Genomic DNA, 20293 nt, shown 5'->3' with positions numbered 1-20293 from the left:
CCAATGTTATTCGATTCATCCATACGCAAGGAGCTGGGACGCAGCTTCGGAGCCACTTTGGTGGTGCTTATCACCGTGGTGATGACCATGATGCTGATCCGCACCCTGGGCCAAGCCACCAAAGGCACCATCAGCCCTTCTGACGTCATGCTGGTCATGGGCTTTACCGTGCTTGGACAGATGTCCACCATTCTGACACTGAGCCTGTTTGTCGCAGTGGTAGGGACATTGGCACGCATGTACCGCGACAGCGAAATGGCGATCTGGTTTTCCAGTGGTCAGGGACTGGCCAGCATGCTGCGCCCTATCTTGCGTTTTGCCTGGCCGATTATTGCAGTGATCGCAGCACTCTCTTTGCTGGTCTGGCCCTGGAGCAACCAGCAGATTCAGCAGCTGCGCGCGCAGTTTGAGCAGCGCAGCGATATTGATCGCATTGCGCCCGGTGAGTTTCAGGAATCCTCCGATGGCTCTCGCGTGATCTTTATTGACAAAGACCGCGTCTCTGATGAGGCTGCAAACAATATTTTTCTCGTGGAGCGCCGCCAGGGCCGCGAATTCGTCACATCGTCTAAAACCGCACACGTCGAGCAAGCCGATGATGGCTCGCGCAATGCCGTGCTCACCGCCGGTCAGCGCCTTGAGACAGACCCTGCCACCGGCCAGACGAAACTGACGCGCTTTGATGTCTATAAGCTGCGCCTTGAAGAAGGCGGTGCCGTACGCCCCTATGTCACCGCACGCTCCTTGTCTACGCTGGAGCTGATTCGCAATCCCTCGGCTGTCAACCTGGCGGAAGCAGGCTGGCGTGCCGGCCTGCCGCTGGCTGCTTTTAACCTGCTGATCCTGGCGCTGGTCATCACCATCGTGAACCCACGTGCCGGGCAGAGCAGCAGCTTGCTCGTGGCCTTGCTGACCTTTGTGGTCTATTACAACCTCATGAGCATCGGCCAAAGCTGGGTGGCTTCTGGCCGCATGTCGCTGCTGACATACATGCTAGGCATTCATGGCGGTCTGCTTGCCATCGCCGTGTTCGGGCTGACCCTGCGCCACAAACGCTGGCGTTTCAAAGATCTCTTTCAGCGCCGTGGAGTGGCAGCATGAAGACACTTCGCAAACTCATTTACCGCGATATTTTCAGTGCCGTGGGCTTTGTGGCACTGGCCTTTCTGGCCATGTTCTTTTTCTTCGATCTGCTCGATGAAATGGGCAACGTGGGCCGCAACTACGGCGGTGTGACCTACACCATCTGGATGGCACTGCTGACCGTGACACTGGACATCCCCAGCCACCTGTACGAACTGCTGCCCATTGCCGTGCTGATTGGCAGTATTTTTGTGATGGCCCGCTTTGCCCAGAGCTCGGAATTCACCATCATGCGGACCAGCGGTCTGGGGCCCTGGCTGGCGCTGCGCACCATGCTCACCATCGGTGCCTGCTTTGTGGTGCTGACCGTTGCCGTTGGTGACTATATTGCCCCGGCGGCAGAGCGCATGGGCCTGATTGTCAAGGCCAAATACCTGGGTCGCGTGTCTACCTCGGGTGCAACCGGCGCGTGGCTCAAGGAAAAGAACGATGGCGACACTCTGGCCGTCAACGTCCGCACCGTGCGTGCTGATGGTGCCATCACCGGTATCCGTATCTTCAACTTTGACCCGCAAGGCCGCATCACCTGGCAAATCCATGCGCAAAACGGCCACGTCGAAGAAACAGACAACCTGTGGAATCTGGAGCAGGTGCGCATCACACGTTTTGCGTACCAGGATGGCTCCGCCAAGATTGAAGACGCTGTGGAAATGGCGCGTGAGCAGCTGCCCAGCTATCAATGGAAGACTGGCATTACGACCGCCATGCTGATGGCCGCTGTCAACAAGCCTGACCGCATGCCCACGCTGGAGCTGTTCCAGTTCATTCAGCATCTGGAGGCCAATGACCAGTCCACGCAGAAGTACGAAATCGAGTTCTGGCGCAAGGTTTTCTACCCCCTGAGCTGCCTGGTCATGGTGGTGCTGGCCCTGCCCTTTGCCTATCTGCACTTTCGCTCCGGCGGCATTGCGGCCTATGTGTTTGGTGGCGTGATGGCGGGCATCAGCTTCTTCATGCTCAACAACGTATTTGGCTATGCAGGCAATTTGCAGAACTGGTCACCCATGCTGACCGCTGCTGCCCCTGGCTTTATCTACTCACTGCTTTCACTGGGGGCATTCACATGGCTGGTGCTGCGCCGCTGAACACAGACGCCCGGGCGGGCGTCATTTTCTTTGCCCATGGTTCGCGCGATCCGCTGTGGCGTCAGCCCATTGAGGCGGTAGCTCAGGCCCTCAAGGCACGTTACCCGCATGCCTTGTGTGCATGTGCCTATCTGGAGCTGACGGAGCCCGACCTTGCCACGGCGGCCCAAGGCCTGATTGCCCAAGGCTGCACGCACATCACCATCCTGCCCATGTTCCTGGGCACAGGGCGCCATGCACGCAATGACTTGCCCGTGCTGGTTGATGGCTTGCGCCAGCAGCACCCTGCCGTGGAGTTCGAGATCGCTACCGCCGTGGGTGAAGACCCCCGTGTTACCGAACTGCTGGCAGTCATTGCTGCACAATACATTGCATAAGATTGGAAATCTTTAGATGCTTCGTTCATAATAAGCAAAACATCGTTAAAGCCTTCCTCTTATGAACCTCCACCAGTTCCGATTCGTGCAAGAAGCAGCGCGCCGCAACCTCAACCTCACGGAAGCCGCCAAAGCGCTGCACACATCGCAGCCCGGTGTGTCCAAAGCCATCATCGAGCTGGAAGAGGAGCTGGGCATTGACATCTTTGCCCGCCATGGCAAGCGCCTCAAGCGCATCACAGAGCCCGGCCAGCACGTGCTCAAGAGCATTGAAGTCATCATGCGTGAGGTCGGCAACCTCAAGCGTATTGGCGAGCAGTTCAGCGCGCAGGACAGCGGCACGCTCAGTATTGCCACCACCCACACGCAGGCGCGCTATGTGCTGCCGCACGCAGTGGCCAAGCTGCGCGCCAGCTACCCCAAGGTCAATATCAGCCTGCATCAGGCCACCCCACACGAAGTCGCGCGCATGGTGCTCGATGAAGTGGCAGAAATCGGCATGGCGACCGAGTCACTGGCGGACTATCCGGATCTGGTCACCCTGCCCTGCTACGAATGGCAGCACGTGCTGGTGGTCCCCGCCAGCCACCCCCTGGCTACCAAGGACCGCATTGGCCTGGACGATCTGGCCAATGAACCGCTGATTACCTACCACCCCTCCTTCACGGGCCGTGGCAAGGTAGATGCGGCCTTTGCCACCCGCAAGATCGAGCCCCACATCGTGCTCGAAGCCATTGACTCTGACGTGATCAAGACCTATGTGCGTCTGGGTCTGGGCATCGGCATCGTGGCCGAGATGGCCATGCGTGATGACCCCGGTCCAGATCTGGTCTCGCGCCCACTGGGCCACCTGTTTGGCCAGAGCGTCGCGCGCGTCGCCTTCAAGCGCGGTGCCTATCTGCGCAACTTTGTCTACAAGTTTGCCGAGACGCTGAGCGACCGCCTCTCGCGCGAGTTGATCCTGCGTGCCATGAGCGGTCACGTCAACGACTACGAACTCTGATTGCCTGCTTTTGTACGGGATGCCTTGGGCATCCCTTTTTTTGCCATGACTACACCTGTCACCCCTACTTTTCCCAGCAAGCTGCCCCATGTAGGCACCACGATTTTTTCCGTCATGTCGGCACTGGCGAACGAGCACCAGGCCGTGAATCTGGGCCAGGGCTTCCCGGATTTTGGTTGCGACCCCAAGCTGCTGGATGCAGTGACTGCCGCCATGCAGGCAGGTCACAACCAGTACCCCCCCATGCCCGGCGCCGCACCCCTGCGTGAAGCCGTAGCTGCCAAGATCGAAGCCCTGCATGGCAAACGCTATGACGCGAACAGCGAAATCACCATCACGGCAGGCGCCACGCAAGCCATATTGACCGCCATTCTGGCGACCGTGCATGCGGGCGATGAGGTCATTGTGCTGGACCCTTGCTACGACAGCTACGCACCCAACATCGAGCTGGCAGGCGGCGTGGTCGTGCGCGTGCCGCTCACGCCCGGTACGTTCCGCCCTGACTTTGCCAAGATTGCCGCTGCCATCACGCCCAAAACGCGCCTGCTCATCATCAACACCCCGCACAACCCCAGTGCCACCATCTGGACCGCTGAGGAAATGCGCCAGCTGGAAGACCTGCTCGCCCCCACCAATGTGCTGCTCATCAGCGATGAGGTGTACGAGCACATGGTGTTTGACGGTGCCCAGCACGAAAGCGCGGCGCGCTTTCCCGGGCTGGCAGCGCGGGCCTTTATCGTGTCCAGCTTTGGCAAGACCTACCACGTCACGGGCTGGAAGGTGGGCACCGTGGCCGCGCCTGCGGCACTGACGGCAGAGTTCCGCAAGGTGCACCAGTTCAATGTGTTCACCGTCAACACCCCCATGCAGATGGGTCTGGCCAGCTATATGGCAGACCCCAGCCCGTATCTGGACCTGCCTGTCTTCTACCAGCGCAAGCGCGATCTGTTTGCCGAAGGGCTGCGCGGCACGCGCCTGAAGCTCCTGCCCACCACTGGCACCTATTTCCAGTGCGTAGATATTTCCGGCGTGACAGACATGAACGAGTCCGACTTCTGCCAGTGGCTGGTCAAGGAAATTGGCGTGGCTGCCATTCCGCTGTCTGCCTTCTATGGCGATGGTTTTGACCAGCAGGTCGTGCGCTTTTGCTTTGCCAAGCAGGATGCAACCCTGCAGGCAGCGATTGAGCGTCTGCGCAAGCTGTAATACACGCAGCACTGACTGCTGATATCAAAAAGGGAGCTGCTAGCGCGCTCCCTTTCTTGTTTTCAGGTACTTATATGTCACAAATGCTTGATTTATCAGCGCTAGCCGCTCTCAAAAATAAACTGCATGCAGGCAAATGCTCATGCAGGTTTCATGGCAGCAGCCGCTCAGCCAGAGGAGCGCCCGCTCCTATAATAGCTTTTGATGGCAAGCATGCAATCCCACAGTGCATGACTTATCAGGTTGCCGCCACCGCCCAGCGCCCTGCCCGCACCTGCCGTGAAGACGCAAGCCGCCCTCTGCGCAAGATTTCCCAAAAATCAGGTAAATAACCTATGAGCAGCATTGCTATCTCTTCACTTCTTGTGGCCCTGAGCATCGTGGCCATTGTCTACCTCACGGCGAAAGTCAAATTCAGCGTCTTTGGCTCGCTGTTTGCCGTGTCCATTGTGCTGGCGCTGTCCACCAATGTGCCGGTCGAAAAAGTCATCGATCTGCTCAAAACCAGCTTTGGCAACACGCTGGGCGGCATTTCCTTCATCATCATTTTTGGTGCTGCCATTGCGGTATGCATGGAGCGCAGCGGCGGTGCGCTCAGCATTGCCACCCATATTCTGAAAAAAGCCGGTGAGCGCAATGCCAAGCCAGCGCTGGCCTGGACGGGGTTTATTCCGGGCCTGACCATCTTCTGTGACACGGGCTACATCATTCTGAGCGGCATTGCGCGCAGTATCAGCGCCAAATCCAGGACCCCCATGCCGCTGATGGCGGCTATTTTGGGCTCTTCGCTCTACGCCGTGCACTGCCTTGTGCCTACCCACCCCGGTGCGCTGGCGGCTGCGAATACGCTGGGCGCCAACCTCGGGCTGTTCATTCTGGCCGGCGTCATCTTTGCCATTCCCGGTCTGCTGGCTGCCTACTACTGGGCCAACTTCATGAGCAAAGGGCAAGACTACGCCCCTGCTGCCATGGAAGTGGATGAACTCCAGAGCGACCGCCCCCTGCCCCCCTTCTCGCATGCACTGCTGCCCGTGGTGCTGCCGCTGGTGCTGATCTCTATTTCCACCTTGCTGACCACCCTGGGTCTGAAGACCGGCTTTGCGGTCTATCTGCATTTCCTGGGCAACCCCGTGATTGCCCTGCTGGCAGGCATGCTGTGTGGTCTGTGGCTGCTCAGCCGCAACGGTGGCAAAAAGGGCGACTTTACAGATGTTCTGGAACAAGCCATTGTCAAGGCTGGCCCCATCCTCATCATCACCGCAGCGGGCGGCATGTTTGGTGCCGTGATCAGGGAAACCGGCGTGGGAACTGCACTGGGTGAGGCACTGGGCAGCGCTTCCGTCGGTCTGCTCGTGCCATTCATCATCGCCGCGCTGCTCAAGACCGCACAGGGCTCGTCCACGGTCGCAGCGCTGACCACCGCCGCCATCGTCACCCCCAGCCTGGCCAGTTTTGGCCTGGACTCCGAAATGGGCCGTCTGTTTGCTGTCCTGGCCATTGGTGCAGGCTCCATCGTGGCCTCGCACGCCAATGACTCCTACTTCTGGGTGGTGACCAAGTTCTCCAACATCGAGATGCAGCAGTCGCTGCGCGTGTTTACCACCTCGACCATTGTGATGGGTACGGTCACGTTTGCCTGCATCTGGGCCGCCAGCGCTTTCATGCTGTAAGCAACGGGTACTTGTCATGAAAATTGTGATCGCTCCCGACTCCTACAAGGAAAGCCTGTCTGCACTGGAAGTGGCTACGCAGATTGAACTGGGCTTCAAGGAAGTCTTTCCTGACGCCCAGTACGTCAAAGTGCCCATGGCCGATGGCGGCGAAGGTACGGTGCAAGCCATGGTCGAAGCCACCAATGGCCGCATGGTGGATGTGCAGGTCACTGGCCCCCTCGGCCAGCCGGTGCAGGCCTTCTATGCGCTGTCAGGCGACGGCCGCATGGCCATGATCGAGATGGCTGCAGCCAGCGGGCTGGCCCTGGTGCCACGCGAGCAGCGCAACCCACTGCTCACGACCAGCTACGGCACAGGGGAACTCATCCTGGCCGCGCTGGATGCCGGTGCACGCCACCTGATTCTGGGCCTGGGCGGCAGCGCTACCAACGATGGCGGCGCTGGCATGCTGCAGGCGCTGGGCGTGCAGCTGCTGGATACCCACGGCCAATCCATCACCCGTGGCGGAGCAGCGCTGGCCCAGCTGGCACGCATGGATGCCTCTGGCATAGACCAACGTCTGGCCGCATGCACCATTGAAGTGGCCTGCGATGTGGACAACCCGTTGACCGGCCCCCGCGGCGCTTCCGCCATCTTTGGCCCGCAAAAAGGTGCAACGCCAGACATGGTGCAGCAGCTGGACGCCTGCCTGCATCACTTTGCCCACATTCTCCAGCGCGATCTGGGCGTGGATGTAGATCAAGTGCCAGGCGCAGGTGCTGCTGGCGGCATGGGCGCTGCCATGCTGGCCGTGCTCCAAGGCCAGCTGCGCCCCGGCTGCGAAATCATTGCCCAGGCCGTGGGCTTGCACCAAGCCGTGCAAGGCGCGGACCTGGTAATTACCGGCGAAGGCCGCATCGACCAGCAGACCATTTTTGGCAAAACCCCATTTGGCGTGGCAACCGTTGCGCACCAGCATGGCGTGCCCGTGGTGGGTATTGCTGGCAGCCTGGGGCACAACGCCCATGTGGTGCATGCACATGGCATTCACGCCATCTTCAGCGTGCTCAGCCGCCCCTGCAACATCCTGGAAGCCGTGGCCGAAGCCGCATTCAATGTACGCAGCAGCGCGCGCAATATTGCCGCCATGCTGGCCTTGGGACAGGGTCTGGGCAAGCACTGAGCCAGTCCAGCAAAACACAAAGGGAGCTTTCAAAGCTCCCTTTTTTATGCATCAAATATGCCTCTAGTGCTTATGCAGCAAGCGCTGACAGCTATGGTTTATAAACTCCTTGCACCTGCATCTACCCAGCGGCTGCTGGCTGTGCGGGCCAGCCAGTCCAGCACAAAGCCGAGGCACCCAATCACCACAATGCCTGCCATGAGCTCGTCATAAGCAAGGCGGTCACGTGTGTCGAGGATGAAATAGCCCATGCCTGCCGACACCCCCAGCATTTCGGCGGGCACCAGCACAATCCAGCCAATACCCAGCGCCAGGCGAAAGCCGGTGAGTACATGCCGCACAATCCCCGGCAGCACGATGCGCGTCACCAGCTCCCAGCGCGTGGCAGACAGGCTGGCGGCCAGCTGCAGCCAGTGCTTGTCCAGCGCTGCCACCCCCGTGGCGGTGTTGAGCATGATGGGCCAGACGGCCGCAAAGCTCAGCAGAAACACCACAGGCGACTCGCCCACGCCCAGCGCCATCACGGCCAGTGGCATCCACGACAGGGGCGAGACCATGCGCAGAAACTGAAACAACGTGCCCGTGAGCTTGTTGAACCACTGCGACAGCCCGATGCATATGCCCAGCGGCACGCCAATCAGCAAGGCAATCAGCAGCGACAGGCCAATGCGCTGCAGGCTCAGGGCCATGTGCGTCCATAGCTCGCCCGTTGCCAGCAAGCGCCACAGCGCGGAGAAACCGGCCGCAGGCCCGAAGGCCTCGCGTATGGCATCCACATCTGACAGGTAGCGTGCACCCCAGGCCCACAGCAGCACGGCGAGCCCCAGGCCAATCGCAGGCCAGAGCAAGCGCTCGGCCCAGACCTTCAGGCTAAGGCTCATGGGGCAATCACTTCCTGGCGGGTAAAGCTTTCGGCATAGCCAAAGGCCTTGAGGCCACCGACTTGCTGCAGCGCCTGCTTCACAAAGCGGTCATCGACCAGATCTCTGGCGACAAAGCTGGGCTCCAGTTTTTCAAGGAAGGCCGTATTGCCTTCCACATAGGTGTTCTGCAGCGCCTTGACCAGTTCTTCGGTGTACGAGGCATAGGGATAAGGCTGAAAGTCAATGCGGCGCTGCTTCCACTCGGGGTGCTGAATCACGCCATCGCGCTCGTACTGCGCCATTTCGGAAGTTGCCAGCACCTTGGACAGCGCAGGCAGGCCGTGCGGTGTGTATTTGCCAGGGCCGCTGCTGGCCAGCAGCTTGGCAGTATCCAGCTGGTTGTTGCGCGTCCACAGCTGGGCCTTGACCACGGCATTGGTCACGCGCTGTGCCCATTCGGGGCGCTCGGCAATGTCGCGCTCAGACAGCGTCAGCAGACAGCAGGCATGGTTTTGCCACACATCGCCCACAAAACGCAGCACCTTGCCCACGCCATTGACCTCAGCCGCAGCCACAAAGGGCTCAGCCACGATATAGCCCGCCACGGACTTGCTGGCCAGGGCTGAAACCATCTCTGCGGGCGGCATGACAACCAGATTCACCTCATCCTTGGCCAGTGCGCCGCTACGGGGCTTACTCACGGCCTTGAGACCATTGGCGCGCAGCAGCTGCTGCAGCACGATGTTGTGGATGGAATACCAGAACGGAATTGCCACCTGCTGCCCACCCAGGTCTTTGACCGAGTTGATGTGCTTGGCCACCGCGATGGCCGAGCCATTCATATGGTTCCATGCCACGACCTTGGCACCGTACTGCGAGCCATAGCGCACAAACATGGTGGTGGGCGAGAGCAGGTGCACCACGTTCACCTGCCCTGCCACAAAGGCTTCAATGATCTGCGCCCAGGTGCGGAACAGGCGCGGCTTTTCGGTGCGCAGGCCTTCGGCCTCAAACAGCTGGCGGCTGTGGGCCACCAGCAGCGGCGTGGCATCGGTAATGGGCAGATAGCCAATGCGCACGGGCACATCATCACCCTTGTCGGCCTGCGCGGCCGCATCACCGGCACGCAACAGCGGTGCAGCGGCAGCACCTGTCATGGCGGTAATACGCAGCCAGTCGCGACGGCTGATGCCGCAGTCGCAACTCGATGATGTGCAGATATGCTGGTAGTTCAATGTTTGGCGTTCTTGGGGCATTGCATCTCCTCGAAAAAATAGAAAGAAGGGCCACAGACTGTGGACCTGGCCCTGCCTGTTGGGTTTGCGAAAAACGTGGGGAATGCATCAGTGCGCAGGCACAGCTGCAGTGCGCAGTGCCTGCAAGGCAGCCAGAATTTCCAGCCGCAGCGCGGTCATGGCGGCGATCTGCTCACATCGGGGCTGCGCAACATTGACCTGCCACTGGCGCACTACGCAGCCGCCCTGGCGCTCAGGGTGCTGTGGGTCGTGCGGGGCCATCAGCACAATGCGGTCAGCCACCAGAATGGCTTCGTCAATATCGTGCGTAACCAGCAGCGCGGCGGTATGCCAGCGGTGGACCACATCCACCAGCAGGCTTTGCATCTCGGTACGCGTGATGGCATCCAGCGCTGAAAACGGCTCATCGGCCAGCAGCAGCTGCGGCTCGCGCGCCAGCGCACGAGCCAGTGCTACGCGCTGGGCCATGCCGCCGGATAGCTGTGCGGGGTAAAGCTTTTCCTTGCCCTTCAGGCCCACGGCTTCGATCGCCTGGGCCACCCGCTGGTGCTGCAGCGCAGCATCCAGCTTCGGCTGTCTGGCAAAGTTCAGTCCAAAGGCCACATTGGCCTGCACGCTCAGCCACGGCAGCAGGCTGGCCTGCTGAAACACTACGGCAGCCCGTGGGTGCGGCTCGGTCAAGGGCTTGCCCAGAAACTCCACCGTGCCCTGTGCAGGGGCTTGCAGCCCGGCCAGGGTGCGCAGCAGGGAGGATTTGCCGCAGCCTGAGCCGCCCAGCAGGCAGACAATTTCCTGGGCGCGAATGTCCAGATCAATGCCCTGAAACACCGGCGCACCAGTGCCATAGGCATAGCTCAGGCCACGGGCCTGCAGGGCCAGCGGCGCCTGGCTGACTGGTACCGCAGCTGGCTTGACAAAATCAGCCACGGGCGGGTTCATGCAGCCACCGTTGTTGCGGGTGCGGACTGGCGCAGCAACTCGCCTTGCAGCTGGGTCAGGCTGGGCGTGACCACAGGCACAAAGGCCGATTCCTGCAGGCGACGGCCAAAGTCTGGCAAATGGCTGCGCAGATAGGCGCGCCCGCCCGAGCCCTGCAGCTCCAGCTGTATCGCTTCCTGCACCAGCGCTGCCAGCGTCAGTCGAATATGGAACAGCGCCGCCGCATCCTGGACGAACTGGCCGCTATCCAGCCCCTCGCGCAGCAGCTGCCATTGGGTCTCGAGCACCTCCCAGGCACGGGTGATGCGTGGCTGCAGCACTTCACGCGCTGCCCCTACCTGCTCTGCCGCACGCAATGCTGCGCGGATCAGGCCTATGGACATGCCGCACTGCAGGCTCAAAAACATGGGGCGTGCGCGCTTCAAAAAGCCCAGACCTTCTTCGGCCAGCACACTGTAGGCAGGTACTGCCACGCTCTCCAGTGCAATGGCAGCCGTATTGCTGCCGCGAAGGCCGAGCAAGTCCAGATCGTCGGAGCGGCGCAAGCCTGCACTGCTGCTTTCCAGCGCCACGATGATGGGCTGCGCTCCTGCTTGTGCAGGCTGCACGGCAGCCGCCACCACAAACCCGGCCCTGCGCAGGTTGGTTACCCACGGCATGCGGCCCGTTACCTGGCGCGCGCCGCCCTCACCGCTTTGCTCCTGCACCTGCAAGGGCTCGAGCTGGGAGAGGAACTTCATGGCGTTCGACAACCCTGTCGCCCCCGCCAGAGTGCCGCCAAGCAGGCCGGGCAGCCAGCGCTCGCGGGCGGCATGGTTGTCGCTCACGCACAGATAGTCGATAAAGGCGCGCTGCGCCCACTGCACAAAGGCCGCTGTGAGCGAATGCTCCGCCACCTCGGCAATGGCCTGCACAGCCTGGTGTGGCACCTGTCCGCCGCCGCCCAAGGCTGTGGGCACGGCAATACCAAACAGGCCTGCACGGCCCAGTTGCTCCAGCAGCGCATCGCCCTGCGCGTCACTTTCGTGCAAAGCCGCAGCATGCGTGCGCAGCCAGCTTTGCAGCGCGGGAGTCAGATGGCTTGCACTCATGCCGTGAACACGCCGGGCGCGAAGGGCTGGAGTTCGGGGTTGATGGCAGGCTTGGCCAGGTTATTGGCAAAGTTGCACAGCGTGGCCAGGCTCACACCCAGCACCACTTCCAGCGCCTGCTGGTCGCCAAAGCCTGCGGCCTTGAAGGCTGCCAGTGCCTCATCGCTGACCGCGCCACGTGTGGCGATCACGGCCTGGGTAAAGGTTTGCACGGCATCCAGGCGGGCATCGCCTGTAGGCAGGCCTTGTTGCAGCTGCAGTGCCACTTCACGTGAAAAACCGGCTTTCTTGCTGCCTACCGCCGTGTGACCGGCCAGGCAGAAGTCGCAGCCATGCACCTTGGCAGCGGTGAGCTGCACCACCTCACGCTCGGGCAGCCCCAGCGAAGCCTTTGCATTGATGCCGCCCACGGTCAGATAGGTTTCCAGCGCTGCCGGCGCATGGGCCAGCACGCCAATCAGATTGGGGAGAAAGCCGTTGTTAGCCAGTGCCTTTTGCACAAAAGGCTGGCTGGCTTCAGGGGCGGTCGTGGTGTCTAGCAGTGGCAGTCGGGACATGGCGAAGGTGGTTTTCAAATCGTTCAAACAGGGCTGCTGCACATACTGACAGCAGCATCTATGTGCGCATTATGAAAACCGCCCTTCTGACTACCAACGAATATTTACTCAGTTTTTTATAACTCAAACATCTTAGAAACAAAGCCTATGAGCACATACGCTGTATATCTAAAAGAAAACCATAGCTGCTAGCGATGAATTTACAAGGATTTCAAACACTTATTACCTTGAAAAGCTTACCAATTAATCGCTGACAGCTCCTTTTTTTGCATGTCAGAACGCTGCATACCGGCTGCGCTGCAAACTCCAGATGCAAAAAAAGCGCCATGGGCTTTGGGGCCCAGGGCGCTTTGTCCGTGCGTTCAGCAGATGTCTGCCGTCGGCGTTGTTCAGAAACTCAAATCCATACCCAGGCTGGTGGCCAGATAAAACGTCAGGTACATCACCAGACCAACCGCAGCCACAAAGCCCCCTACCACCATGGTGCTGGTGAGCAGCAAGGTGCGCGAATCTTCGCCCTTTTTCTTGCCCTGCTCGTAGTGCCACTTGATGGCATAGAACATGCACGCGCCGAACACAAGCGCCTTGAACGTGATAAAGGCTACTGGTACCCAATCCATGGTGAAAAATCTCCTAGCTGTAACGAAGCCCGAGCCTTCGGGCGGCTGCGGGCCTCAAAATGCTGCGGCAGCAGTTTCAATGTTTTCAAACATTGTTGAAATTGACGTAGATCATACTCCTCTCACCCCATGAGAGCATGCAGCAGCCGCCACCTTCCGGGGTACGTTCGCTACCCAGATGCGGCGGCGCAGCTTAGACGCCCAGGCTGAGCAACAACGTGAAGCACAGGCGTTGATCGACGAAGAAAAGCTCAATGCGGAAGCTGCCAAGCGCTACATCACCAATTCCCTCAAGCGTGAGTACGCCTCAGACAGTGGAACAGAGCTCAATGCCATTCTGCCGAAGATGAGCCCTTTGAACCCGCAGTACCTCACCAAGAAGCAGACCGTGTTCCAGAAGATCTCTGCGTTTGTGGAGAAGTTCAAGGGGGTGGGTGGGCAGGTCTGAATCTGCCCTTTTCTCTCCGGAAAATCCATAGACTTGGCAATTGCCCCGCGCTCACTGAGAGCCAGCAAGAGTGCCGTAGTCTGTGTAACCGCGCTCATCTCCACCATAGAAAGAGCTGGTGTCGGCCTCGTTCAGCGGTGTATCTGCGCGGAAGCGCTCGACCAAATCGGGGTTGGCGATGAACAGCTTACCGAAAGCTACGAGGTCAGCGGCACCGCTGGCAATGGCCTGTTCCGCCATGTCCTTGTCGTAGCCGTTGTTAACCATCCATGCACCTTGGCCGCCAGCCTGTCGATAGCTTTGCTTGAACGCCGTGTAGTCGAATGGCGTGTCCCCTTGTTGGTAGTCACGCGATCCTCCGGTGGCACCCTCAATGACGTGCACAAACGACAGACCGTAGGAGGCCAAACCGTTCGCTACATGTTCAAAAAGAGGCTGTGGCTCAGGGTCAAAGGCATCGTTGGCGGGTGTGACAGGCGACAGACGGATACCCGTGCGTGCACCACCGATCTCCTCAGTGATGGCGGCAACGACTTCAAACAGTAGTCGCGTGCGATTTTCGATGGAACCACCATAGACATCGGTGCGGTGGTTGGATCCGCTTCGCAAGAACTGATCAATCAAATAACCGTTGGCTGCATGGATCTCAACACCATCGAAGCCTGCGTCGATGGCTGCACGTGCGGCGAGCCGGTAGTCTTCCACGATGCCTGGTAGCTCACTGGTATCGAGGGCTCGGGGCAAGGATGTGGGTGCAAAGCCGCTGCTACCGTCTGCGTTGATTAAGTAGGTCTGTGCTTTTGCTTGGATAGCGGAAGGAGCCACCGGCGCTTGACCGCCAGGCTGCAATGTCGTGTGGGAGATGCGTCCCACATGCCACAGTTGCACCACAATTTTCCCTCCCTTGGCATGCACTGCTTGGGTTACTGAGCGCCAACCAGCCAAGGCTTCTGGCGTGTACAGGCCGGGCACATCGGCATAGCCCTGTCCTTGGTGGGAAATCGCTGTTGCTTCGGTGATGAGCAGGCCAGCGCTGGCGCGTTGTGCATAGTAGGTTGCCGTGATGGGCTGCGGAATAGCCTTGGGCGAACGATTGCGCGTCAGCGGTGCCATCACGATACGGTTGGCCAGTGGCAGGCCAGAAAGGTCAAATGAATCGAACAAGGAGGTCATGGTTCTCTCTCTCGGCGTGGAGGAAAGGGAAATTGCGCATCAGGCAGAAAACTGCGGCAACACGAACTCGGCGAGCTCGGCTAACGCATCTTCAGCAGGACGACGTAAAGGTTTGAGATTGAAGGCGATGTGACTCACCCCCAGTGCCTGGTGCTGCTCAAGTAAAGCGATCAGGGCATGGCGGCCAGCGCGAAGCCCATTACCAACCTGCATCAACGGCGTTTGCGGGTCATCAGCCAAGTCGAAGAAGCTGCCATAGCCATAAGGTCGCAACCACTGGCCTTCATGACTGGCTCGCCACTGCTCCAGCAATTCGGGCAACTGCCGGAAACTGCTCAAGTGCCAGATCCAGGCATCGCTTTGCTGTGCAATCCATGACAGTTCTTGACGTGCTCGACCGATGGTGAGCATGGGCATACGCTGACCTACAGGCTTGGGAATCAGATCGATCTCTCCTCTTAGTTCGCCGTAATGTGTCGTGCTGAGAGTGGGGAACGATTGCTCAGTGACTGTTTTAATCAGAGAGAATGCCTCCCGAAAACGCTCGCCACGGTTGTCGTAGTCCACGCCGAAGGCTGGATATTCGACCATACGGTCACCTGTCGACAGCCCAAGCAGCAGCCGCCCTGAGTAAGCTGGTCGACGGACACGGCCTGCTTCGCAAGGATCAGTGGATCGCGCAGTGTCAGCACCATGTCGGCCGTTCCCAAGGCTATCTGCCGTGTATGAGCAGCCAGAAACCCCAGGTAGACCATCGGGTCGAGCATCTGCCCGGTATCGCCGAAGTGAGGGTCGTAGAACGGAACATCACGCATCCACAGCGCTGAGAAGCCAGCCTCATCGGCCTTTCTGGCAAGGTGAACGTGGTTCTCTAATGTTGGAAAGGGCGAATGCGGATAGCCCTCCAATGGCATGATGAAACCAAAGGTCAGCTGGCCCGGCTTGAAGACTCGGCTGTAGCCGGCGTGCGATTGCAGCTCTGGAGGCAATGGGCCAATTTGTGGATGCTTCATGAACAGGTAACTCCTACTGATTGGGTGCGTACGGCAGCGGCAAGCTCTGTGACGTATGCGTCCTGAATATCGTGGTCAGCGAGGCAGGCTTCGAGTTGCAACACGTAGTCACGATTACTGCCCAGGTGGCCACTTGCCTTGCAGATGGCTTTGACTGTCGTGGCGACCGAGCTATCGCTCTCGTAGACCTGATGTGTTGTGTCTGCGACGAAGGTGAGGACTTGAGTAGTCCGACCATCTGCCAGGACTGCCTCCGCCCAGACCGGGCAGTACAAGCCATGCACCATCTCGCGTACCCATGCCAGCCAGAGCTCGTCTACCAATCCATCCTCAGCAAGACGAAAGGCCACGCCATTGGTTTCTCCGCCAGTCTTGAGTGCCAACATTCGACCAGGAGCGTCTACCGAGCCGCGCCCATCGTGCAAGCGAATGCAGAAGCTGCGGTGCCAGCCGTGCAGGACCGATGACTGCATCTCTGCGTACTTGAACAATGGATTCCAGATCAGCGAGCCATAGGCGAACAGCCATACGGGCTGAGCGCGTGGGCGTTGCGCCAGCGTCTCGTGCATCGAAGCTTCGATGCGTTGGTGGGACCACCGCGGCTGTTGCGGTAAATCCTTGAACGAGTTCAGATAGGCTCCCGTTTGGATCATTTCTCTCGTAAGCATGCAAATCCTTCATGGGGATTGCGGCTACGCCTTCATGGACGCTGAACCGCGTGAATAGAGATGAATTGGATCAGTGGCTCGCGCCTGCAACAGCGCGGTAGTCAACACCACGATGGCGCGCCATCAACGCCAGCAACAGAATCAAACCCAGCGCCGAGACTGCGGCACCTACAACGCCCATGTAGGAAATGCCAATCGAGCTGATGGTCACACTACCCAGCGCGGATCCCAGGGCGATGCCAGAATTGAAACCTGCGATGTTCAGGCCAGCAGCTACGCCATGGGCGTGCGGTGCATGTTCTTCGGCGACACCAATCAATCGAGCCTGCAACGCAGGAACTGAGGCGAAAGTAAACATACCCAGCAACGCGACCAGAATGCCCATGACCAAAGCCGAGGCCGCAAAGATCCACATAGCCAGTGCCACCAAAGCGATACCGCTGATGACAATCACGCTCGCCCGATTGACGCCCACCCGGTCAGTCAACTTACCTCCCATGATGTTGCCGATCGCAGCAAACACGCCATAGAACAGCATGAAGACGCTGATCGTCGCAGCGCTGACATGGGTCACATCAGTGAGCAACGGTGCGATATAGGTATATGCAGTGAACGAGCCGGCATAGCCCAGCACGGTGACCAGCGCAGCAAGCAGCAGTGCAGGGTTGAAAATAGCCTTCAGTGCCTGACCAACGGACTCGTGACTTTCGTGTCCAGCTGGCTTAGGTGGCTCTTTCATGCCCAGCAGCAAGCCCAGGAAGCCGATGCCACCAAATGCAGCGATCGCACCGAGCACAGGGCGCCAAGAAATCACGCCGCCCAGATAAGTGCTAAGCGGAACGCCGATGGCCATGGCGATAGTGAATCCGCCGAACACGACCGCTACGGCACTTCCGGCCTTCTTGGGGCCGACCAAGCGCGCTGCCGTGCTTGATGCCACGGCAAGGAACAGACCATGCCCCATACCTGCAACAAAGCGCGCAATCAAATGTATGGACAGATTCGACGCGACTGCCGCAACCAGGCTGCCCAGCGAGAAAACCAGCACAGTCACTAGCATGGCGCGTTTGCGCGACCAGCCTGCGGTGAGAGCCGTTAGCACAGGTGCAGCGAACGTAGCGCCCAGGGCGTATAGGGTCACCGAGCTTCCTACCTGTTCAACGCTGACTCCCAGGCTCTGGGCCATGACGTCAGTCAGACCAATGGGAACAAACTCGGCAAGGCCAAGTGCAAAGGCACTGAGCGTGAAGATATAGACGATAAGTGGCATAGAGGATCTCTCTCAATCTTTCAGAAAAAAGCCTGAAATCAGGGTTTTGATGAATGGTAGAGATCGTCGGAAGATATGAGAAATTATTATTTAATGGTCTTTGTATAAATATTTTTATGACTCGGGTGCAGCGACAGACCTGTTGATCGCACCGATGCTTCGCCCTTAAAGACTTACCTCTACCGGAACCACACTACGTATGAGCCATCTCGACCATCTGCGGACCTTCATCGACGCGTATCGGCTGCGGTCGTTTTCACGTGCGGCGGAATCCTTGGGCATGACACAACCCGCAGTCTCCTTACACATTCAGGCTCTAGAAGCCTTTGTCGGCAAGCCATTGTTCGTAAGGCGTGCCCGTGGCGTCATCGCGACGGAAGCTGCCGATGAGCTGGCCCGTGCGATCGGCCCAATGATGGATGGGCTAGAGATGCGGATGGCCTCGTATCGTTCCAGCGGGGAAATGGGGGGCACAGTGCACATCGCAGGACCTTCCGATTTCATCAACTCAAAGGTCGCTGCTGGACTTGAGCCATTGATGGCTCAAGGATTTCAGATTCGTGTTCACACAGGAAACCGGGATCGCATCTACAGCCTCCTGAATGCCTCAACCGTGGATTTGGCAATCACCGCCTCTATGCCGGACGAGCATTCGCACGGGTTTGCCCAGTTGTTGACCGAGCGCTTATTGCTTGTCGTCGCTCCGGGGATGGCAAAGAAATTGGGTGTCAAACCCACTGCAGAAAAGTTGTCGGGACTTCCGCTCATCGCGTTCGATGAAGACCTGCCATTGATTCGGCCTGTGTGGACGTCGCTATTTCAGTTTGCACCAACCATGCAGGCTGCACTGACCATCCCAGATCTTCGCATCATCAAGGATCTCGTCGTGAAAGGGATCGGCTGGAGTGTCTTACCTGATTACCAATGCACTGAAGCGCTGGAGTCAGGCCAGCTGGTTTCAATCACCTCGCGTCAAGGGGCGCCCACCAACAATTTGTACTTGGTCTGGAACAAGGCATCAATGCGCAGCCCACGCATTGTTCATGTCCGAGATTTCATTCTGGGAATGTTTAACAACAACGCCTAGAGCTGAAGGCCACGGCGTTGCAAGGACAGCCCAGACTCATGCAGCTACACATTTTGGGCTTTATGGTAGTGCATCAAAATGCACGACACTGGATAAAGTAATTGACAAGTGATTGATTTTAAATATGTTTTTTGAAAAAAATAGAATGCCATTGCACGTTAAAAAACTCAAAGCAGCACAATGTCGTATTGCTCTTGCGAAAGAGCACCTTCTGCCTGCAAAGAGATGGGCTTGCCAATGAAGTCACTCAGGCCCGCCAGATGCTGGCTTTCTTCATCGAGCAGCAGATCAATCACATCCGGATTGGCCACCACACGGAATTCCTTGGGGTTGAACTGACGTGCTTCACGCAGAATTTCACGCAGGATTTCATAGGCCACGCTGCGCACGGTCTTTACCGAGCCCTTGCCCTGGCAGACGGGGCATGGCTCACACAGCATGTGCGCCAGCGACTCGCGCGTGCGCTTGCGCGTCATCTCCACCAGCCCCAGCTGCGAGAAGGTGCCTGCCATCGTCTTGACGCGGTCGCGTGTGAGCTGCTTGCGCAGTTCATCGAGCACCTGCTCACGATGCTCTTCGTGGGCCATGTCAATAAAGTCCACGATGATGATGCCCCCCAGATTGCGCAGCCGCAGCTGGCGCGCAATGGCTTGCGCCGCTTCCAGATTGGTTTTGAAGATGGTGTCATCAAAATTGCGTGCACCGACAAAGCCGCCGGTGTTCACGTCAATCGTCGTCAGCGCCTCGGTCTGATCAATGATCAGATAGCCGCCAGACTTCAGATCCACCCGCTTGCCCAGTGCCTTGGCGATTTCTTCGTCCACTGCGTACAGGTCAAAAATCGGCCGTTCGCCCTTGTACAGCTGCAGCTTGGTGGCAGCGCTGGGCATGAACTCCTTGCCAAAGGCCATGAGCTTGTCGAACTGCTCGCGCGAGTCAATGCGGATGCTCTGCGTCTGCTCGCCCACCAGGTCGCGCAGCACACGCTGCAGCAGGTTCAGGTCCTGGTGCAGCAAGGTCATGGGTGGCTGCGTGATGGCCGCGTTCTTCACACGTGCCCAGGTCTTGCGCAGGTAGGCAATGTCTTCTGCCAGTTCTTCATCGCTCGCATCTTCGCCGTTGGTGCGCAGAATAAAACCGCCGCCGCCACCGTTTTCGCGCAGGCCCACCAGCTTTTGCAGGCGTGCACGTAGCGCGTCACGCTCTTCCGCAGGGATCTTCTGCGAAACGCCAATGTGCTCATCCTGCGGCAGGTGCACCAGCAGGCGACCTGCAATGCTGATCTGCGTGGACAGACGCGCACCCTTGGTGCCGATGGGGTCCTTGATGACCTGCACCACAATGGACTGACCTTCAAACACCTGGTGCTCAATCGGCTTGAGCGGCTCGTTCTTGCGCGCGATCATGGGCGCGTCGCCGCTTTCATGGCGCTGCCACACATCGGCCACATGCAGGAAGGCGGCACGCTCCAGGCCAATGTCGATAAAGGCCGACTGCATGCCCGGCAGCACACGCGAGACTTTGCCCAGATAGATATTGCCCACCAAGCCACGCTCCAGCGTGCGTTCGATGTGCAGTTCCTGCACAGCGCCCTGCTCTATCACAGCCACACGCGTTTCCTGCGGTGACCAGTTAACCAAAATATCTTGCTGCATGTCT

Annotated in this window: 19 protein-coding genes and 1 pseudogene; 9 read left to right on the top strand and 11 right to left on the bottom strand. The window is 59.0% G+C overall.

What is annotated here, in order from left to right:
• Positions 1-3 precede the first annotated feature (3 nt).
• The 7 genes from lptF (at position 4) to F7P80_RS12060 (ending at position 7649) form a co-directional block, all read left to right on the top strand.
• Positions 4-1101, top strand: a complete 1098-nt coding sequence (lptF, locus tag F7P80_RS12090; RefSeq protein WP_058880424.1) for an LPS export ABC transporter permease LptF — start codon at positions 4-6, stop codon at positions 1099-1101.
• Positions 1098-2228 carry an LPS export ABC transporter permease LptG gene (gene lptG / locus F7P80_RS12085; protein ID WP_151045009.1) on the top strand — a complete coding sequence of 377 codons (1131 nt, stop codon included), beginning with the start codon at positions 1098-1100 and terminating at the stop codon, positions 2226-2228. The genes lptF and lptG overlap by 4 nt, the downstream gene beginning before the upstream one ends.
• Positions 2207-2605 carry a sirohydrochlorin chelatase gene (locus F7P80_RS12080; RefSeq protein WP_151045007.1) on the top strand — a complete coding sequence of 133 codons (399 nt, stop codon included), beginning with the start codon at positions 2207-2209 and terminating at the stop codon, positions 2603-2605. Before lptG ends, F7P80_RS12080 begins: the two co-directional genes overlap by 22 nt.
• A gap of 61 nt (positions 2606-2666) precedes the next feature.
• Complete coding sequence (locus F7P80_RS12075; RefSeq protein ID WP_054067122.1) at positions 2667-3608, top strand: CysB family HTH-type transcriptional regulator; 942 nt, start codon at positions 2667-2669, stop codon at positions 3606-3608.
• 45 nt (positions 3609-3653) lie between these two features.
• The gene (locus F7P80_RS12070) at positions 3654-4814 is read left to right on the top strand and encodes a pyridoxal phosphate-dependent aminotransferase (RefSeq protein WP_054067132.1); all 1161 of its coding nucleotides are present in this window, start codon (positions 3654-3656) and stop codon (positions 4812-4814) included.
• Between the two features lie 335 nt (positions 4815-5149).
• Complete coding sequence (locus F7P80_RS12065; protein ID WP_151045005.1) at positions 5150-6484, top strand: GntP family permease; 1335 nt, start codon at positions 5150-5152, stop codon at positions 6482-6484.
• Positions 6485-6500: 16 nt separating this feature from the next.
• A complete protein-coding gene (locus F7P80_RS12060) occupies positions 6501-7649 on the top strand; it encodes a glycerate kinase (RefSeq protein WP_151045003.1) in 1149 nt (382 codons plus the stop codon).
• Between the two features lie 98 nt (positions 7650-7747).
• Here the strand turns inward: F7P80_RS12060 and F7P80_RS12055 are convergent, their stop codons facing one another.
• From F7P80_RS12055 to F7P80_RS12030, 6 genes are all read right to left on the bottom strand, one after another.
• Positions 7748-8530, bottom strand: coding sequence for an ABC transporter permease (locus tag F7P80_RS12055; RefSeq protein ID WP_151045001.1), 783 nt, complete (start codon positions 8528-8530; stop codon positions 7748-7750).
• Positions 8527-9768, bottom strand: coding sequence for an ABC transporter substrate-binding protein (locus tag F7P80_RS12050; RefSeq protein WP_151044999.1), 1242 nt, complete (start codon positions 9766-9768; stop codon positions 8527-8529). Before F7P80_RS12050 ends, F7P80_RS12055 begins: the two co-directional genes overlap by 4 nt.
• Positions 9769-9855: 87 nt before the next feature.
• A complete protein-coding gene (locus F7P80_RS12045) occupies positions 9856-10707 on the bottom strand; it encodes an ABC transporter ATP-binding protein (RefSeq protein WP_151044997.1) in 852 nt (283 codons plus the stop codon).
• On the bottom strand, positions 10704-11798 hold the full coding sequence (locus F7P80_RS12040) for an acyl-CoA dehydrogenase family protein (RefSeq protein WP_151044995.1): 1095 nt from the start codon (positions 11796-11798) through the stop codon (positions 10704-10706). The genes F7P80_RS12045 and F7P80_RS12040 overlap by 4 nt, the downstream gene beginning before the upstream one ends.
• Entirely contained in the window at positions 11795-12355 is a 561-nt protein-coding gene (locus F7P80_RS12035) for a carboxymuconolactone decarboxylase family protein (RefSeq protein ID WP_077345124.1), read from the bottom strand. Before F7P80_RS12035 ends, F7P80_RS12040 begins: the two co-directional genes overlap by 4 nt.
• A gap of 389 nt (positions 12356-12744) precedes the next feature.
• Positions 12745-12975 carry a hypothetical protein gene (locus F7P80_RS12030; protein WP_054067115.1) on the bottom strand — a complete coding sequence of 77 codons (231 nt, stop codon included), beginning with the start codon at positions 12973-12975 and terminating at the stop codon, positions 12745-12747.
• 178 nt (positions 12976-13153) lie between these two features.
• Here F7P80_RS12030 and F7P80_RS12025 point away from each other — a divergent pair, with 178 nt between their 5' ends.
• Complete coding sequence (locus F7P80_RS12025) at positions 13154-13423, top strand: type I restriction endonuclease subunit R, EcoR124 family (protein WP_249041456.1); 270 nt, start codon at positions 13154-13156, stop codon at positions 13421-13423.
• 51 nt (positions 13424-13474) lie between these two features.
• Here the strand turns inward: F7P80_RS12025 and F7P80_RS12020 are convergent, their stop codons facing one another.
• From F7P80_RS12020 to F7P80_RS12005, 4 genes and pseudogenes are all read right to left on the bottom strand, one after another.
• Positions 13475-14596, bottom strand: coding sequence for an alkene reductase (locus F7P80_RS12020; protein WP_151044993.1), 1122 nt, complete (start codon positions 14594-14596; stop codon positions 13475-13477).
• A gap of 39 nt (positions 14597-14635) precedes the next feature.
• Positions 14636-15510: pseudogene (locus tag F7P80_RS12015) on the bottom strand (LLM class oxidoreductase).
• Positions 15511-15605: 95 nt separating this feature from the next.
• Positions 15606-16277 (bottom strand): gamma-glutamylcyclotransferase, encoded by a 672-nt coding sequence (locus F7P80_RS12010; RefSeq protein ID WP_151044991.1) that lies wholly within the window; start codon positions 16275-16277, stop codon positions 15606-15608.
• A 70-nt stretch (positions 16278-16347) separates the two neighbouring features.
• Complete coding sequence (locus F7P80_RS12005) at positions 16348-17547, bottom strand: MFS transporter (RefSeq protein WP_151044989.1); 1200 nt, start codon at positions 17545-17547, stop codon at positions 16348-16350.
• A 199-nt stretch (positions 17548-17746) separates the two neighbouring features.
• On the opposite strand from F7P80_RS12005, the gene F7P80_RS12000 reads away from it, so the two are divergent.
• Positions 17747-18634 carry a LysR family transcriptional regulator gene (locus F7P80_RS12000; RefSeq protein WP_151044987.1) on the top strand — a complete coding sequence of 296 codons (888 nt, stop codon included), beginning with the start codon at positions 17747-17749 and terminating at the stop codon, positions 18632-18634.
• A 167-nt stretch (positions 18635-18801) separates the two neighbouring features.
• Here the strand turns inward: F7P80_RS12000 and rng are convergent, their stop codons facing one another.
• A complete protein-coding gene (gene rng, locus F7P80_RS11995; RefSeq protein WP_151044985.1) occupies positions 18802-20289 on the bottom strand; it encodes a ribonuclease G in 1488 nt (495 codons plus the stop codon).
• Between the last annotated feature and the right edge of the window lie 4 nt (positions 20290-20293).

The organism is Comamonas kerstersii (assembly GCF_008801935.1).
GTDB lineage: Bacteria > Pseudomonadota > Gammaproteobacteria > Burkholderiales > Burkholderiaceae_C > Comamonas > Comamonas kerstersii.
This window is presented reverse-complemented; position numbering and strand designations above follow the sequence as displayed.

Excerpts from the sequence above, each read along its gene's own strand:
- lptF (WP_058880424.1), top strand. The coding sequence starts at position 4 with ATGTTATTCGATTCATCCATACGCAAGGAGCTGGGACGCAGCTTCGGA.
- lptG (WP_151045009.1), top strand. The coding sequence starts at position 1,098 with ATGAAGACACTTCGCAAACTCATTTACCGCGATATTTTCAGTGCCGTG.
- F7P80_RS12080 (WP_151045007.1), top strand. The coding sequence starts at position 2,207 with ATGGCTGGTGCTGCGCCGCTGAACACAGACGCCCGGGCGGGCGTCATT.
- F7P80_RS12075 (WP_054067122.1), top strand. The coding sequence starts at position 2,667 with ATGAACCTCCACCAGTTCCGATTCGTGCAAGAAGCAGCGCGCCGCAAC.
- F7P80_RS12070 (WP_054067132.1), top strand. The coding sequence starts at position 3,654 with ATGACTACACCTGTCACCCCTACTTTTCCCAGCAAGCTGCCCCATGTA.
- F7P80_RS12065 (WP_151045005.1), top strand. The coding sequence starts at position 5,150 with ATGAGCAGCATTGCTATCTCTTCACTTCTTGTGGCCCTGAGCATCGTG.
- F7P80_RS12060 (WP_151045003.1), top strand. The coding sequence starts at position 6,501 with ATGAAAATTGTGATCGCTCCCGACTCCTACAAGGAAAGCCTGTCTGCA.
- F7P80_RS12055 (WP_151045001.1), bottom strand. The coding sequence starts at position 8,530 with ATGAGCCTTAGCCTGAAGGTCTGGGCCGAGCGCTTGCTCTGGCCTGCG.
- F7P80_RS12050 (WP_151044999.1), bottom strand. The coding sequence starts at position 9,768 with ATGCCCCAAGAACGCCAAACATTGAACTACCAGCATATCTGCACATCA.
- F7P80_RS12045 (WP_151044997.1), bottom strand. The coding sequence starts at position 10,707 with ATGAACCCGCCCGTGGCTGATTTTGTCAAGCCAGCTGCGGTACCAGTC.
- F7P80_RS12040 (WP_151044995.1), bottom strand. The coding sequence starts at position 11,798 with ATGAGTGCAAGCCATCTGACTCCCGCGCTGCAAAGCTGGCTGCGCACG.
- F7P80_RS12035 (WP_077345124.1), bottom strand. The coding sequence starts at position 12,355 with ATGTCCCGACTGCCACTGCTAGACACCACGACCGCCCCTGAAGCCAGC.
- F7P80_RS12030 (WP_054067115.1), bottom strand. The coding sequence starts at position 12,975 with ATGGATTGGGTACCAGTAGCCTTTATCACGTTCAAGGCGCTTGTGTTC.
- F7P80_RS12025 (WP_249041456.1), top strand. The coding sequence starts at position 13,154 with ATGCGGCGGCGCAGCTTAGACGCCCAGGCTGAGCAACAACGTGAAGCA.
- F7P80_RS12020 (WP_151044993.1), bottom strand. The coding sequence starts at position 14,596 with ATGACCTCCTTGTTCGATTCATTTGACCTTTCTGGCCTGCCACTGGCC.
- F7P80_RS12010 (WP_151044991.1), bottom strand. The coding sequence starts at position 16,277 with ATGCTTACGAGAGAAATGATCCAAACGGGAGCCTATCTGAACTCGTTC.
- F7P80_RS12005 (WP_151044989.1), bottom strand. The coding sequence starts at position 17,547 with ATGCCACTTATCGTCTATATCTTCACGCTCAGTGCCTTTGCACTTGGC.
- F7P80_RS12000 (WP_151044987.1), top strand. The coding sequence starts at position 17,747 with ATGAGCCATCTCGACCATCTGCGGACCTTCATCGACGCGTATCGGCTG.
- rng (WP_151044985.1), bottom strand. The coding sequence starts at position 20,289 with ATGCAGCAAGATATTTTGGTTAACTGGTCACCGCAGGAAACGCGTGTG.